This is a genomic window from Vibrio sp. YT-15 (assembly GCF_033337445.1).
Taxonomy (GTDB): domain Bacteria; phylum Pseudomonadota; class Gammaproteobacteria; order Enterobacterales; family Vibrionaceae; genus Vibrio; species Vibrio alginolyticus.
Map to the genome: position 1 here is coordinate 20,603 of NZ_JAWOQR010000011.1, position 14,772 is coordinate 35,374.

11 protein-coding genes and 1 pseudogene are annotated in these 14,772 nt (G+C 44.8%); 3 read left to right on the forward strand and 9 right to left on the reverse strand.

Annotated elements, in window-relative coordinates; all coding sequences use genetic code 11:
- Nucleotides 1–95: 95 nt before the first annotated feature.
- From lon to R7D93_RS18355, 5 genes and pseudogenes are all read right to left on the reverse strand, one after another.
- The gene (gene lon / locus R7D93_RS18335; RefSeq protein WP_005382343.1) at nt 96–2,447 is read right to left on the reverse strand and encodes an endopeptidase La; all 2,352 of its coding nucleotides are present in this window, start codon (nt 2,445–2,447) and stop codon (nt 96–98) included.
- Between the two features lie 130 nt (nt 2,448–2,577).
- Nucleotides 2,578–3,858, reverse strand: coding sequence for an ATP-dependent protease ATP-binding subunit ClpX (gene clpX, locus R7D93_RS18340; RefSeq protein WP_213868304.1), 1,281 nt, complete (start codon nt 3,856–3,858; stop codon nt 2,578–2,580).
- Between the two features lie 70 nt (nt 3,859–3,928).
- Nucleotides 3,929–4,555: an ATP-dependent Clp endopeptidase proteolytic subunit ClpP gene (gene clpP, locus R7D93_RS18345; RefSeq protein ID WP_005382347.1), complete on the reverse strand. Its 627-nt coding sequence runs from the start codon at nt 4,553–4,555 to the stop codon at nt 3,929–3,931.
- Between the two features lie 105 nt (nt 4,556–4,660).
- Nucleotides 4,661–5,968 carry a trigger factor gene (gene tig, locus R7D93_RS18350; protein ID WP_005382251.1) on the reverse strand — a complete coding sequence of 436 codons (1,308 nt, stop codon included), beginning with the start codon at nt 5,966–5,968 and terminating at the stop codon, nt 4,661–4,663.
- 274 nt (nt 5,969–6,242) lie between these two features.
- Nucleotides 6,243–6,455, reverse strand: a pseudogene (locus R7D93_RS18355) (hypothetical protein).
- A 39-nt stretch (nt 6,456–6,494) separates the two neighbouring features.
- Between R7D93_RS18355 and R7D93_RS18360 the strand changes: the two are divergent.
- From R7D93_RS18360 to R7D93_RS18370, 3 genes are all read left to right on the forward strand, one after another.
- Entirely contained in the window at nt 6,495–8,300 is a 1,806-nt protein-coding gene (locus tag R7D93_RS18360; RefSeq protein WP_054578000.1) for a sensor histidine kinase, read from the forward strand.
- A gap of 4 nt (nt 8,301–8,304) precedes the next feature.
- Entirely contained in the window at nt 8,305–9,642 is a 1,338-nt protein-coding gene (locus tag R7D93_RS18365) for a sigma-54-dependent transcriptional regulator (RefSeq protein WP_005382254.1), read from the forward strand.
- Between the two features lie 78 nt (nt 9,643–9,720).
- Nucleotides 9,721–9,903: a hypothetical protein gene (locus R7D93_RS18370; protein ID WP_021034161.1), complete on the forward strand. Its 183-nt coding sequence runs from the start codon at nt 9,721–9,723 to the stop codon at nt 9,901–9,903.
- A 33-nt stretch (nt 9,904–9,936) separates the two neighbouring features.
- Here the strand turns inward: R7D93_RS18370 and R7D93_RS18375 are convergent, their stop codons facing one another.
- The 4 genes from R7D93_RS18375 to R7D93_RS18390 form a co-directional block, all read right to left on the reverse strand.
- Entirely contained in the window at nt 9,937–11,298 is a 1,362-nt protein-coding gene (locus tag R7D93_RS18375) for a TRAP transporter large permease (protein WP_005382255.1), read from the reverse strand.
- A 3-nt stretch (nt 11,299–11,301) separates the two neighbouring features.
- The gene (locus R7D93_RS18380; protein WP_005384308.1) at nt 11,302–11,976 is read right to left on the reverse strand and encodes a TRAP transporter small permease; all 675 of its coding nucleotides are present in this window, start codon (nt 11,974–11,976) and stop codon (nt 11,302–11,304) included.
- Nucleotides 11,977–12,046: 70 nt separating this feature from the next.
- On the reverse strand, nt 12,047–13,045 hold the full coding sequence (locus tag R7D93_RS18385) for a TRAP transporter substrate-binding protein (RefSeq protein ID WP_017634784.1): 999 nt from the start codon (nt 13,043–13,045) through the stop codon (nt 12,047–12,049).
- A 212-nt stretch (nt 13,046–13,257) separates the two neighbouring features.
- Nucleotides 13,258–14,727, reverse strand: a complete 1,470-nt coding sequence (locus tag R7D93_RS18390; RefSeq protein WP_025766958.1) for a protein adenylyltransferase SelO — start codon at nt 14,725–14,727, stop codon at nt 13,258–13,260.
- Nucleotides 14,728–14,772 lie beyond the last annotated feature (45 nt).

Here is a 14,772-nt window from a genome sequence, read left to right on the forward strand (position 1 = left end):
GCAGCTATCGAAACTAACTTAGCGCCCAAAAAAAACGCTGACAAGCCTTTTTGGGCTTATCAGCGTAAACTTTTACTTATTTTTGCTACACATCACTATTTTTGAGACTCAAACTCAACGCCCGTCGGGTCTCGCTCTAGTGCGACTTTCAGTACTTCATCAATCCACTGTACAGGGATAACTTCCAGATCCGCGATAACATTATCAGGAATCTCTTCCAAATCACGCTCGTTATCTTTTGGAATTAGCACTGTCTTAATGCCACCACGGTGTGCCGCAAGTAACTTCTCTTTTAGGCCGCCGATAGGTAGAACCTCACCACGCAGTGTGATTTCACCCGTCATCGCTACTTCTGCTTTCACAGGGTTGCCTGTTAGAGAAGAAACCAATGCTGTACACATTGCTGTACCCGCACTTGGGCCATCTTTTGGTGTCGCGCCTTCCGGGACGTGTACGTGAATATCTTTCTTCTCGTAGAAGTCAGTATTGATACCTAGCTTTTCTGCACGAGAGCGAACCACTGTCATTGCTGCTTGGATAGACTCTTGCATCACATCACCAAGAGAACCCGTTTGTGTCAGCTTACCTTTACCTGGCATTGATTGAGTTTCAATCGTTAATAGATCGCCACCCACTTCGGTCCAAGCTAGACCAGTTACTTGACCAATTCGGTTACTTTCATCCGCTTTACCGTAATCGAAACGTTGAACACCTAAGTACTCTTTTAGGTTGTCCATCGTTACCGTTACTGACTTGATGTCCTTATCCAGCAAGATGTTCTTCACCGCTTTACGGCAGATCTTAGAAATCTCACGCTCTAAGTTACGGACACCCGCTTCACGCGTGTAGTAACGAATGATGCCAATAATCGCAGAATCTTCAATGACGATCTCATCCGCTTTCAAGCCATTACGCTTCACTTGTTTATCAACAAGGTGACGTTTTGCAATGTTCAGCTTCTCGTCTTCGGTGTAACCAGATAAACGAATAACTTCCATACGGTCTAACAATGGGCCCGGGATGTTCATCGAGTTCGATGTCGCAACAAACATAACGTCAGAGAGATCGTAATCCACTTCTAGGTAGTGATCGTTGAACGAGTTATTCTGTTCAGGATCAAGCACTTCTAGTAGAGCCGATGCCGGATCACCACGCATATCTGAAGACATTTTGTCGATTTCGTCCAATAAGAACAGCGGGTTCTTCACACCAACCTTCGACATCTTCTGGATCAACTTGCCTGGTAATGAGCCGATGTAAGTACGACGGTGACCACGAATTTCCGCTTCATCACGCACACCACCCAACGCCATACGAACATACTTACGGCCTGTAGCTGAAGCAATTGAACGACCAAGAGACGTTTTACCTACACCAGGAGGACCAACAAGACAAAGGATAGGACCTTTTAGCTTGTTGATACGGTTTTGAACAGCCAGGTATTCAAGGATACGTTCTTTGACGCGTTCTAGACCGTAGTGATCTTCATTAAGAACCTCTTCTGCTTTCGCTAAGTTTTTCTTAACTTTTGAGCGCTTAGCCCAAGGAACGCTGACCATCCAATCGATGTAGCTACGAACCACTGTTGCTTCAGCAGACATTGGAGACATCATCTTAAGCTTTTGCAGCTCTTGCTCTGTCTTTTCACGTGCCTCTTGAGGCATTTTTGATTCGTCAATCTTCTTCTGTAGCGTTTCGAACTCGTCTGGTGCGTCTTCCATCTCACCAAGTTCTTTCTGAATCGCTTTCATTTGCTCATTCAGATAGTACTCACGCTGAGATTTTTCCATTTGCTTTTTAACGCGACCACGAATTCGTTTTTCAACTTGCAGCAAGTCGATCTCTGATTCCATCTGGCCCATCAGGAATTCCAGACGCTCAGTGACGTCAACAATTTCAAGTACTTGCTGCTTATCCACCAACTTTAACGGCATATGAGCCGCAATGGTATCCGCTAAGCGTGCGGCTTCGTCGATACCATTAAGTGACGTTAGCACTTCTGGTGGAATCTTCTTGTTTAGCTTAATGAACCCTTCAAACTGATTAATCGCGCTGCGAACAATCACTTCTTGCTCACGCTCATCCAATTCAGGCGTAACAACAAATTCAGCTTCTGCTAGGAAGAAGTCACTCTCTTTAAAGTGATTGATTTTTGCTCGCTGCTGGCCTTCGACCAATACTTTTACTGTGCCATCCGGAAGCTTCAAGAGCTGGAGAATGGTGGCTACCGTACCTACGTCAAATAGGTCGTCAACCGTAGGCTCGTCAGTATCCGCTTGCTTTTGTGCCACAAGAAGAACTTGTTTGTTGGTTTCCATCGCCGTTTCTAAACAGCTAATCGATTTCTCACGACCAACAAACAATGGAATAACCATGTGTGGGTAGACCACTACGTCACGTAGAGGTAGTACCGGGATCTCGATACGCTCGGAACGTTCCAAGTTCATATAATTCTCTCTTCCGCTTTCACGTTTAACGTATTACTTAAGGCAGTATATGGGGGCTAATTGTTTGGATTCAATAAGAGAAATAAAAAAAGGAGGTAATTACTTACCTCCTTTTTCATTATGGCTGAATTTACTCTGCTCCAGCTGCCTGATTGTCTGCGTTACTGTAAATAAGCAGTGGCTCTGACTCGCCATTAATGACGGACTCATCAATCACGACTTTACTAACGTCTGTTGCAGATGGTAATTCGTACATGGTTTCAAGTAGCACGCCTTCAAGAATCGAGCGTAAGCCACGAGCACCTGTTTTACGCTCCATTGCTTTTTTCGCGATAGCGCGCAGCGCATCTTCACGGAATTCAAGTTCAGCGTTTTCCAGCTCAAACAATGCTGCATATTGCTTGGTCAGTGCGTTCTTCGGTTCACATAGGATCTGAATCAACGCTTCTTCATCAAGCTCAGTCAGTGTTGTTGTTACAGGTAAACGACCAATGAATTCTGGAATGAGGCCGTACTTCACTAAATCTTCAGGTTCAACTTGAGTAAATAGCTCACCTACCGTCTTCGCTTCATTCTTCGAACGAACTTCAGCACCAAAGCCAATACCTGTACCTGTTGCAACACGCTGCTCAATCACTTTGTCTAAGCCAGCAAAAGCACCACCACAGATGAACAGGATCTTAGATGTGTCCACTTGTAGGAACTCTTGCTGAGGATGCTTACGACCACCTTGAGGTGGAACCGATGCAACCGTACCTTCGATAAGTTTTAGTAGCGCCTGCTGAACACCTTCACCAGATACGTCACGCGTAATAGATGGGTTTTCAGCTTTGCGTGAAATCTTATCAATTTCATCAATGTAAACGATGCCGCGTTCCGCTTTAGCTACATCGTAATCACATTTTTGCAGAAGCTTTTGGATGATGTTTTCAACGTCTTCACCTACGTAACCGGCTTCGGTTAGTGTCGTCGCGTCTGCCATTGTAAATGGCACATCCAAGAATCGAGCTAATGTCTCCGCAAGTAGTGTTTTACCACTACCTGTAGGACCAATTAGAAGGATGTTACTCTTACCAAGCTCCACACCTTCGCTCGTTGTATCACCATTGCGTAAACGCTTGTAGTGGTTATATACCGCAACTGCGAGCACTTTTTTCGCGTAATCTTGCCCGATCACATAGTCATCAAGGTGTTCACGGATCTGTTTTGGCGTTGGTAACGCTTCAGATTCTTTCTTAGGGAGAACATCCTTGATTTCTTCGCGAATAATATCGTTACATAAGTCGACACATTCGTCGCAAATGTACACTGACGGACCTGCGATTAGCTTGCGAACTTCGTGCTGACTTTTGCCGCAGAAAGAACAGTACAGCAATTTACCGCTGCCACTTTCTTTGCTTTTATCTGTCATTCGCTAACCTCTTAGCCTTTACTCTTCATGAATGAGTGTATATCAATTTTTGCCAAAATGCGCTGGCTAATTACTCGCCACGGTGGCTTAACACTGCATCCACGATACCGTATTCCACAGCCTGCTCTGATGACATGAAGTTATCACGATCAGTATCGCGCTCAATGACTTCAAGAGGTTGGCCTGTATGTTCTGCTAACAACTTGTTTAGCTTCTGTTTAATCGTCAGGATTTCCTGAGCATGGATTTGGATATCAGAAGCTTGACCCTGGAAACCACCCAATGGTTGATGGATCATTACACGTGAGTTAGGCAGTACATAACGCTTACCTGGCGCACCACCTGCAAGCAGGAAGGCACCCATTGAACATGCTTGACCCATACATACTGTGCTCACATTTGGCTTAATGAACTGCATGGTATCGTAAATAGACATACCTGCTGTTACGCTGCCGCCTGGAGAGTTGATGTATAAGAAAATATCTTTATCTGGATTTTCAGATTCTAGGAAAAGTAGCTGAGCCACGACAAGGTTTGCCATGTGGTCTTCCACTTGACCCGTTAAAAAAATCACGCGCTCTTTAAGCAGACGTGAGTAGATGTCGTAAGAGCGTTCGCCTCGGGAAGTTTGTTCAACCACCATTGGTACTAGCGCGTCCATAATTGGCGACATTGCATTTTTTTCTTGGTAGCTCATATTCTTATGTCCCTAAAATAAATGGCCCGGATGATGACTATCATACGGACCATTGTTAGCAGAATAGTTAACGTTAAGTCAACCTTCTACGCAAGATATTGCTTATTAAGCAGCAGGTTGTTGTTGGTTAAGTAGCTCGTTGAAGCCTACTTCTTTCTCAGAAACCTGTGCTTTAGCGATGATCGCGTCGATTGCTTGCTCTTCTAGAGCTACGTTGCGCATGTTGTTCATCATTTCTTCGTTTTGCTCGTAGTAAGCAATAACTTCTGATGGATCTTCGTATGCAGTAGCCATTTCTTCGATTAGAGCTTTAACTTTCTCGTCGTCCGCTTTTAGCTCTTCAGATTTGATTACTTCACCTAGTAGAAGACCAACAACTACGCGACGTTTAGCTTGTTCTTCGAACAGTTCACGTGGAAGCTGAGCAGCAGCTTCTGGGTTACCACCGAAGCGTTGTGCAGCTTGTTGACGTAGAACTTGGATTTCTTGCTCGATAAGCGCTGATGGTACGTTGATGTCGTTTTGCTCAACTAGACCGTCAATCGCTTGCTCTTTGATGCGGTTCTTAACAGCTTGCTTAAGTTCGCGTTCCATGTTCTTACGAACTTCAGCTTTAAGTGCTTCAACACCACCTTCAACAACACCGAACTTAGCAACGAACTCGTCGTTTAGTTCTGGTAGTTCACGAGCTTCAACTTTGTTCACTTTGATTGCGAACTTAGCTGCTTTACCTTTTAGGTTTTCAGCGTGGTAATCTTCTGGGAAAGTCACGTCGATGTCGAATTCCATACCAGCAGTTTTACCTGCGATACCGTCTTCGAAACCAGGGATCATGCGACCAGCACCCATTTCTAGAGGGAAGTTCTCAGCTTTACCACCTTCGAACTCTTCACCGTCGATAGAACCAACGAAGTCGATGCTTACGCGTTTGCCATCTTCTGCTGCTTCTTCAACTTCAACCCAAGTTGCTTGTTGCTTACGTAGAGTATCGATCATCTCTTCTACGTCTGCATCTTTAACTTCTGTTAGTGGTTTTTCAACAGTGATGCTCTCTAGGCCTTTAAGCTCAACTTCTGGGTAAACTTCAAAAGTTGCAGTGAAAACTAGGTCTGAACCTTCTTTGTTCTCTACAGGAGCGAAAGTTGGAGCGCCAGCTGGGTTGATTTTCTCTTTAACGATAGCTTCGATGAAGTGGCGTTGCATTACTTCACCAAGAACGTCTTGACGTACTGCTTTGCCGTACATCTTAGCAACCATTTTTAGAGGCACTTTACCCTTACGGAAACCATCGAAACGACGGTTTTTAGCGATGTTGCGTAGTTCAGCTGTTACAGCGTCTTCGATGTTTGCAGCTGGAACAGTAATGTTTAGACGGCGCTCTAGGCCCTCTAGCGTTTCAACAGTAACTTGCATTATATATAAACCTCTAAAGTGGCTCGGTTTTCCGAGCGTATGAGCGAAACTCAGAGGAGCTTACGCTTCATCCTTGTGTAGTGTTCTGTCCGAACACCTAATTTAAAATCGAGTATCGATACTGGTTGTCAGTACCGGACTAATCAGTGATATCTTCGATAAAATAACCAAAGGTATCTCCTATTAGCCTCAGGACAGAATTTTTAGACGCGACATTCTAGCGATCTGTCGCAACCCTGTCGAGCCAATAGCCACTATGTGGACATTGTCTGCGCTAAATTCTCGAATGCTGACCCATTTTTTCTTCAAAAATGCGATTCAGACACCGTCTAAGCATCGCCAGCATATCTAGAATGGGGACAATAGCGACTTTTTCAAGAGAATCGACCGGTTTTTTTATCGAAAAGCCTAAAAAGAGATCTTGCTCTTGTTTTACTCCACAGAGTTGAAAACTAAATCCCTAATCCTTCCTACAAACTATTAACATTTTCTTACGTGACCAAAGGAAGTTGTAAGGAGTGTAAGGATGTCGCAAAAAAAACGGATTCTGCTGACATTTTTTGCTTTCTATTTCCTGTGCGCAATTATCGGTGGCCATTGGGTTTGGCAGACCAGTTATCAATCTCTACTTGATAAACACCAATCACAGCTGGAGCAATTTTCTGGCCATATAAAAAATAAACTCGATAAGTACGCCCATATCCCAAATCTTCTCGCTAAAGATGATCCTCTTTATCAAGCGCTTCTGCACCCCAACAACAGTGCGCAACTGGAAATCACTAATCGGTATTTAGAATCCGTTAATGGCGTGATTGAAGCAGCGGACACCTACTTAATCGATCAATGGGGTACAACGATCGCGGCCAGCAACTGGCGTAAAGAGCGCTCCTTTATCGGGCGAAATTTTGCATTTCGACCTTATTTCAAACAAGCCATTGTAGGTAAACGAAGCCAATACTACGCACTGGGCTCAACATCTGGTAAACGTGGCTACTACTATTCTTATCCCATCGTATACGCTGGCGGTGTACTTGGTGTCGTCGTGGTGAAGATGGACCTAAGTAAGATAGAGGACAACTGGCAGCAACCTAACAGTGTTTTTGTCGCCAGCGACCCATACGGAATTGTTTTCATGAGTAGCCGAAGTGAATGGCTACTCAAAAGCTTACAGCCACTGACAAAAAAAGAGAAAAAGCAAGTTTGGGCAAGCCAACAATATCTTGATGCGCCAATTGAAACGCTTGGATTAGTGGGTAGTTTGGACGAGGTGCATTCTGAGCTTAAACAGGGTTACCCATACAATAAAGGAACCTTGGTGGTCTCTTCGCTGCCCCTCCCCGAACTCAAACTGACTATTCGTGTGCTGTCTCCTAAACAGTCGATCGTTTGGTTCACCATGGGTTACATCTTTGTACTCACTCTAGCATTCATGGTTTTGTTTTTAATTGGTCAGCTTATTTATCACCGTCAACAGCGTCACTTGCAAATTGAACGAATTCAACAAGAAGCCAATCAAAAGTTGGAATATCAAGTCATGGCACGGACTGCCGAGTTGCAAGCGGAGATCGCACAGCGTATCGATACCGAGCAAACTTTACGCGTTACTCAAGACGAATTGGTGCAAGCAGCGAAACTCGCGGTGTTAGGACAAATGTCGGCCAGTATCAGCCATGAACTGAATAATCCACTTGCGGCAATTCGTAGCTTTGCGGAGAACGGCAAGCTGTTTCTAAAAAAAGAAAAATATGAGCGAGTGAAAGATAATCTCACTCGCATTTCTGCTCTCACTGACCGTATGGCAAATATCAGTCAGCAACTTCGCTCTTTCGCCAAAAAAACCAGTGGTGACGAGTTGGCTCAATCTCGACTGTTCCCTGTTATTGCCTCTGTAAAAGAACTGATGAAGCCCGCATTTAAATCAGGGCGCGTCACGTTAGAAACAAATTTGCCAGAGCATGATGTTGAAGTGCAGATCAATATTATTCAACTGGAGCAAGTGTTGGTCAATTTACTGACTAATGCGATAGAAGCACTCAAAGAGCAACAAGACAAACAGGTAGAATTATCTGTAGAACACGATGAGCACACTGATTTGGTTTGGATTCATGTTGATGATAATGGCCCAGGGCTTGGCTCTTTCTCACTTTCTGATTTATGTGAACCGTTTCTAACCACTAAACTGAACGGTTTAGGTTTGGGTCTCTCTATCTCGCAACAAATCTTAGCCAGTATGAATGGAAAATTATGTGCCCATAATCGAGAACAAGGCGGCGCTCGATTCTCATTGTGTTTACCTATCACTTCTTACAACACTGAACCATCAAAAGGATAAGATCATGTGTCAGGTGTTTTTTATTGATGATGAGGCCGATCTCAGAATCGCTATAGAACAGACCTTTGAACTGGCGGATATCGACGCCAAGTTTTTTGTGGATGCAGAATCGGCTTTAATAGCGATGCAGCAAGGAGAAGAAGCTGGCGTCGTGGTCACTGATATCTGTTTGCCGGGCATTTCTGGTATGGATATGCTGACAACTTTGACTCAACGCGATGCAAACTTACCCGTCATCATGATCACTGGACACGGTGATATTTCCATGGCTGTGCAAGCCCTTCATCAAGGCGCTTACGACTTTATTGAGAAACCTTTTGCGCCAGAACATTTGGTTGAAACGGTTAAGCGGGCGATTGAGAAGCGCAAACTAACCAATGAAAATGAAAAACTGCGCCTGTCACTTAAAGCCAGTAAAACCCTTGGTCCACGAGTTATTGGTGAAACCTCTAGCATCCAAATATTACGAGAGACCATCACCCAAATCGCCGATACCGACGCCGATATTTTGTTGTTTGGTGAAACCGGTACAGGGAAAGAGTTAATCGCTCGTTCTTTACATGAGCAAAGCTCTCGCCGGAACCAAAACTTTGTCGCCGTAAATTGTGGAGCGGTTCCAGAGAACTTAATTGAGAGTGAACTCTACGGCCATGAAAAAGGCGCATTCACTGGCGCCGAAAGCCGTCGTATCGGTAAATTTGAGTTTGCACAAGGCGGCACACTTTTCTTGGATGAGATCGAGTCGATGCCTATCCAAGCCCAAATTCGTTTATTGAGGGTATTACAAGAGCGCGTGATTGAGCGTGTCGGTTCAAATGAATTATTGCCTTTAGATATTCGAGTGATTGCCGCAACAAAGGTCGATTTAAAACACGCAGCTGAAGAAGGTACTTTCCGTCAGGACCTCTATTATCGGCTCAATGTCGTGACCTTGGATCTCCCGCCACTACGCGAACGAAAAGAAGACATTCCAGCCCTCTTTCACCACTTTCTGTTGGTAGCAGCTTCACGTTATGGCAAAAGCTCACCTAGCTTGTCACCCCAAGATCTAGCGCAACTGATGAGCCATGACTGGCCTGGCAATGTTCGAGAACTCAGAAATGCTGCAGAGCGTTTTGTGCTATTGGGTAAGTTAATTCAGTTGGGAGAATCGAACCCAGTTGCTAAGTCTTCCTCAAGCCTTGCAGAGCAAGTGGCGGAGTTTGAGAGAGCAGCCATTGAAGGCGCTTTATTAGAAAACAACGGTAGTATTAAACAGACAATGTGCCAATTGAATGTGCCAAGAAAAACTCTTTACGACAAGATGCAGCGCTACCAAATAAATAAAGACCTTTACAAATAAAACACGTTCAAATAGCTGGCATTATATTCAACTTGAATCATAATTTTTAACAACGGGTTTATCATGGTTGTTATAGATATGAACGAAAAAGTGAGAATACCGATTGTTACAGATACCGTGCTCGTAGACGGTTGCTATCAAGAAGAGAGAAGATTCGGTGAAGAGCGTCGCAAAAATAAAAAGAGGTGGCGACACTATGAACGTCGAATTAATTCAGACCCGCGCAAAACTTGTTACAAGTCAATAGACGAAGAGGTGTGAATTCTCACACCTCTTTCTACTTTCTGGCTTCCATTACTTGGTAATGATCTCCGGCCCCATCAAGGTAGTAGGCAACCAAGTCGAAACCCATGGTACATATGTGACGATAATTAGGAATAAGAACATCACTCCAACCCAGGGTAATGCTGCCTTCACTACGTTCATCATCGACATTTTGGCAACACCAGCGGTCACAAATAAGTTAAGACCCACGGGCGGCGTTATCATTCCTATCTCCATATTCACCACCATCATTATGCCCAAATGAATTGGGTCTATGCCTAATGCAATCGCAATTGGGAACACGAGCGGCGCAACAATGATCAACAAGCCTGATGGCTCCATGAACTGACCACCAATCAACAACAAGACGTTCACCACAATCAAAAAAGTGATTGGTCCGAGACCAGCCGAGAGCATCGACTCGGTGATCATTTGCGGGATGCGTTCTTCCGTTAAAACATGCTTCAAAATTAAGGCATTAGCAATGATGAACAGCAGCATGATGGTGAGTTTGCCCGCTTCATACAGGGTGTGTTTGGTGTCTTTATGAACAAAGGTTTGGAAGATTTTAACGAGCGCAGGTTTAGTGTTTTTCTTGTCTGCAAATGGCCCCATGTCTTTGTATACAAAGTTAGCAATAAAGAATGAGTACACAGCAGCAACCGCAGCGGCTTCTGTCGGCGTAAAGATACCGCCATAGATACCACCAAGAATGATGACGACCAACAACAAGCCCCAGCTTGCATCCTTGGCGGCATCAAAGGTTTCTTTCCAACCGACAAAAGGCTGTTTTGGAAGGTTCTTGATTCTCGCGGCAATGTAAATCGCGATCATCAACATGACACCCGCCAGCAAACCGGGAATCACACCACCAAGGAACATACGTCCAACTGACACATCCGTTGCGGCTGCATACACCACCATCACAATCGAAGGTGGGATCAAAATCCCTAGCGTACCTGCGTTACAAATTACCCCAGAGGCAAACTCTTTTGAGTAACCGTTTTTGATCATACCTGCGATAACAATACTACCTATGGCAACAACCGTTGCAGGTGAGGAACCTGACAACGCGGCAAACATCATACACGCGACAACCGAAGCCATCGCCAAACCGCCGCGGAACCAGCCTACAATGGCAATGGCGAAACGAATTATCCGCTTTGCTACGCCACCCGTCGACATAAAGCTTGAAGCCAATATAAAGAATGGAATAGCCAATAGCGTGTAGTGGCCCGCGAATGCATTAAACAGCGTTTGAGCAACTGACGCTAAAGAGGCATCCGAATGCATTAAAAGGAAAAGAACACTGGAAAGGCCCAGCGAAATAGCAATTGGCACGCCAACCAGCATAAAGCCAATTACCATCAAAAATAGAAATAAGATATCCATGGCTTATTGCTCCTTGTTTTTAGCGTCTTGCGAGGCCTTTGGAGCCATTACGTCTTCAGCGTCACTCATCTCAGCTTTAAGAGATTCGAGCTCTTCCTCCGCTTCATGTCCTGCAATCAAGCGATCGAGCTTACCAGTAGCGATTTGCCACGTGACTTGAACAAATCTAAACGTTAGTAGCGCCATTCCAAGTGGCAAAGCGAAGTAAGGAATAAAACGTGGCAGCTTTTCATAACGCTCTCCCTCATTTAACCAGTCGGCCATGAACTGGAGTATTTCAGGCATCGGAATATCGTCCGTTTCATACCACGCTCGGTCAGTAGCGAACGGATACCAGTAGTTCCAAGCGCCAATTAACAGCAAAATAGAGAAGGCTAAGCAACACATTGCAGCAAAAAGCGCCAGGGCTTTTCGTTTACCTTCCGGAACGATGTTAATAATGACATCGACACCAATGTGAAAGTGTTTTTTCACACCATAAGATGCGCCAACCAACACCATCCATGCGAACATGAAAACGGTGAGCTCAAGCGCCCAAAGAATATTGTCGTTAAAGACATAACGAAAGATGACATTGGCAAAGGTCAGCAAGGTCATGGCACCCAAGAAGAAAGCAATCAAAGTCTCTTCAATGGCATCGGTGATTCGTCCAGCCTTGGCAAAAAAAGTCTGTTCCATAATTACATCACGTCGTCTGTAGGGGGAAAGAGCCCCCTCAGTTTGAGAGGGCTAAATGTGCTAGGGGTTATTATTTTTGGTTAGACGCCAAAGCGGCTTCGATTAGGTCAGAACCAATGTCTTTTTCGAACTTCTTCCATACTGGTTGAAGTGCAGTGACCCATTCTTGGCGCTGTTCTGGCGTTAGAGTACGAACCACACCACCGGCTTCGATGATATTGTTCTTATTCGCAAGGTTTACTTTGGTTGACTCAGCATTACGCTGCGCAGTTACCTCTTGAATAATGGTGTTTAACTGCTCGCGCTGATCATCTGGTAAGTTTTTCCAGAAGTCGTTTGACGTCACAACTAAGTAATCCAGAATTCCGTGGTTCGTTTCCGTAATGCCATCTTGAACTTCGAAGAATTTTTTGCCGTAAATGTTTGACCAAGTATTTTCTTGACCATCAATAACCTTAGTTTGCAAGCCGCCGTAAACTTCTTTGAACGACATTTTTTGTGGGTTAGCACCTAGCTGCTCAAACTGAGCAACGAGTACATCAGACGCTTGAACACGGAACTTAAGTCCTTCAGCATCAGTTGGAGAAATGAGCGGCTTGTTGGCTGACATTTGCTTCATGCCGTTATGCCAAAACGCAATGCCTTGTAGGCCACGACGTTTCATTGAGTTTTTCAGCTTTTCACCCGCTTCCGAGTTTTGGAAACGGTCAACCGCGTCGACATCATCGAACAAGAAAGGGAGATCGAAAAGGCGGTACTTCTTGGTGAATTTCTCAAACTTAGAAAGAGAAGGAGCAGCGAGTTGAACATCACCATTCAGTAGCGCTTCCAACACTTTGTCATCATCATAAAGTGTTGAGTTAGGAAACACCTGCATACAGACTTTACCGTTCATCTCTTCGTTGACGCGCTTTTCAAGTAACGAAGCCGCGATGCCTTTAGGGTGTTTGTCCGCATTCGTTACATGGCTAAACTTGATGACCGTTTCACCCGGGTCACAATTTGCGGCAGCATTAAAACTGGTAACAGCAAGTGCAGAGACAGATAGTAGAGTTAGAGGCTTAAACATTATTATTCTCCTTGTTGAATCACATCCCATCCCGTCCATGAGTAACTAGGTGCTAGGCGATGGGTACGGATGTTCAACAAAGAGCAATTAATGGACCATGTTAAAATTTATATGTATTTCAATAAACTAACATAGCCCATTAACATGAATCCGAAGTGTAACGAGTGAATTCCACCCAAGAAAAAGATACAAATGGGTGGAAAATGACCCATTTATGAAGAACAGCTTATCTCCATTTTCTTCCCCCATTCCGGTGGCAATTTCGCGTAATCATCAAACTCGGGTTGATCATCAAATGGGCGTTTTAACAGTTCGGCCAATCGGTGTAATTCGCTAAAGTCCCCTTCTTCCGCTTTATCAATCGCCAACTGAGCCAAGTAGTTACGCAAGATGTATTTGGGATTGGCTTGACGCATCTGTTTGCAACGCTGTTCGGTTGAAATCAGGCCCCCTAGTTCATCAACCTCTAGCTCACACCGAGCTAAGTACAGATCAAGCCAAGCTCGCGCAGCTTCTCGGTCGAGAAATAAATCGATTACGGCTTGGGAAGGCGCATTATCAAGGTTTGAAAGTGTTCTGAAGAAGCGAGTGTAGTCCGTTTTGTTCTGGTGAAGAAGCTCAAACATAGCTTCAAACAAACGCCCGTCTTCCGCTATCTTGGTTTTTAAGCCCAACTTCTCACGCATGAGGCGGCTGAACTGCTGGCTTAAATGAACTTCAAATTGACTCAACGACGATTCTAAATCTTCTCGTTCAACGAGTGGCGATAGCGCATGCGCCAGTGCTGACAGGTTCCAAAGCGCAATTCTAGGCTGTTGATCAAATGCGTAACGACCCTGGTAGTCTGAATGATTACAAATGTATCCCGGCTCATAATCATCAAGAAAGCCAAACGGACCATAATCAAAAGTTTGCCCAAGAATTGACATGTTATCGGTATTCATCACACCATGCGCAAAACCAAAAGCTTGCCAATATGCGATCATCTCGGCTGTTTTAGTCACGATGGCGTCAAACATCGCGGCATATGGTTTCTCCGCCGATGCACAATCAGCAAAGTGCCACTCAATCACCTTATCCGCCAACAGCTTCTGCTCTGCTAACTGGTTGGTGTAAAAGAAATGCTCAAAGTGACCAAATCGAACATGGGTTTCAGCCATTCGAAGTAACAAAGCGCCCGATTCCGTTTTTTCTCGATAAACAGGTGTATCACTGACCATCATACCGAGAGCACGTGTCGTCGGAACCCCAAGGCCCGCCATGGCTTCACTGCACAGGTACTCACGGATAGTTGAGCGTAATACCGCTCGCCCATCTCCCATTCGCGAGTAAGGCGTTAGCCCTGCACCTTTGAGGTGAAGATCAAACCAAGTACCATTCTGATGCTCAAATTCTGCCAACAGTAATCCACGTCCATCGCCCAAATCTGGGTTGTAAACGCCAAACTGATGGCCTGCATATTTCATCGCAAGAGGACGAAATTGTTCGAATTCACTTAGCCCAGAAAAAACCGCCAATAACTCATCGTTTTGCTCTGCTGGTAAACCAAACTGCTGTGCAAACTCACCATTCCAAGCGACCCAGCGAGTGTTGTCCAAGGGTTGTGGCTCGACCAACGTATAGAACGCTGACGGTAATTGACTAAAGCGATGGGTGAAATTGACCCGTTGCCAAATGGACATGTAGGGTTCCTTAATAAAAAGAAGTACTGTTGTGAGTATACGTGT

Coding starts and splice junctions, on each gene's coding strand:
- lon (WP_005382343.1), bottom strand. CDS start 2,447: ATGAACTTGGAACGTTCCGAGCGTATCGAGATCCCGGTACTACCTCTA.
- clpX (WP_213868304.1), bottom strand. CDS start 3,858: ATGACAGATAAAAGCAAAGAAAGTGGCAGCGGTAAATTGCTGTACTGT.
- clpP (WP_005382347.1), bottom strand. CDS start 4,555: ATGAGCTACCAAGAAAAAAATGCAATGTCGCCAATTATGGACGCGCTA.
- tig (WP_005382251.1), bottom strand. CDS start 5,968: ATGCAAGTTACTGTTGAAACGCTAGAGGGCCTAGAGCGCCGTCTAAAC.
- R7D93_RS18360 (WP_054578000.1), top strand. CDS start 6,495: ATGTCGCAAAAAAAACGGATTCTGCTGACATTTTTTGCTTTCTATTTC.
- R7D93_RS18365 (WP_005382254.1), top strand. CDS start 8,305: ATGTGTCAGGTGTTTTTTATTGATGATGAGGCCGATCTCAGAATCGCT.
- R7D93_RS18370 (WP_021034161.1), top strand. CDS start 9,721: ATGAACGAAAAAGTGAGAATACCGATTGTTACAGATACCGTGCTCGTA.
- R7D93_RS18375 (WP_005382255.1), bottom strand. CDS start 11,298: ATGGATATCTTATTTCTATTTTTGATGGTAATTGGCTTTATGCTGGTT.
- R7D93_RS18380 (WP_005384308.1), bottom strand. CDS start 11,976: ATGGAACAGACTTTTTTTGCCAAGGCTGGACGAATCACCGATGCCATT.
- R7D93_RS18385 (WP_017634784.1), bottom strand. CDS start 13,045: ATGTTTAAGCCTCTAACTCTACTATCTGTCTCTGCACTTGCTGTTACC.
- R7D93_RS18390 (WP_025766958.1), bottom strand. CDS start 14,727: ATGTCCATTTGGCAACGGGTCAATTTCACCCATCGCTTTAGTCAATTA.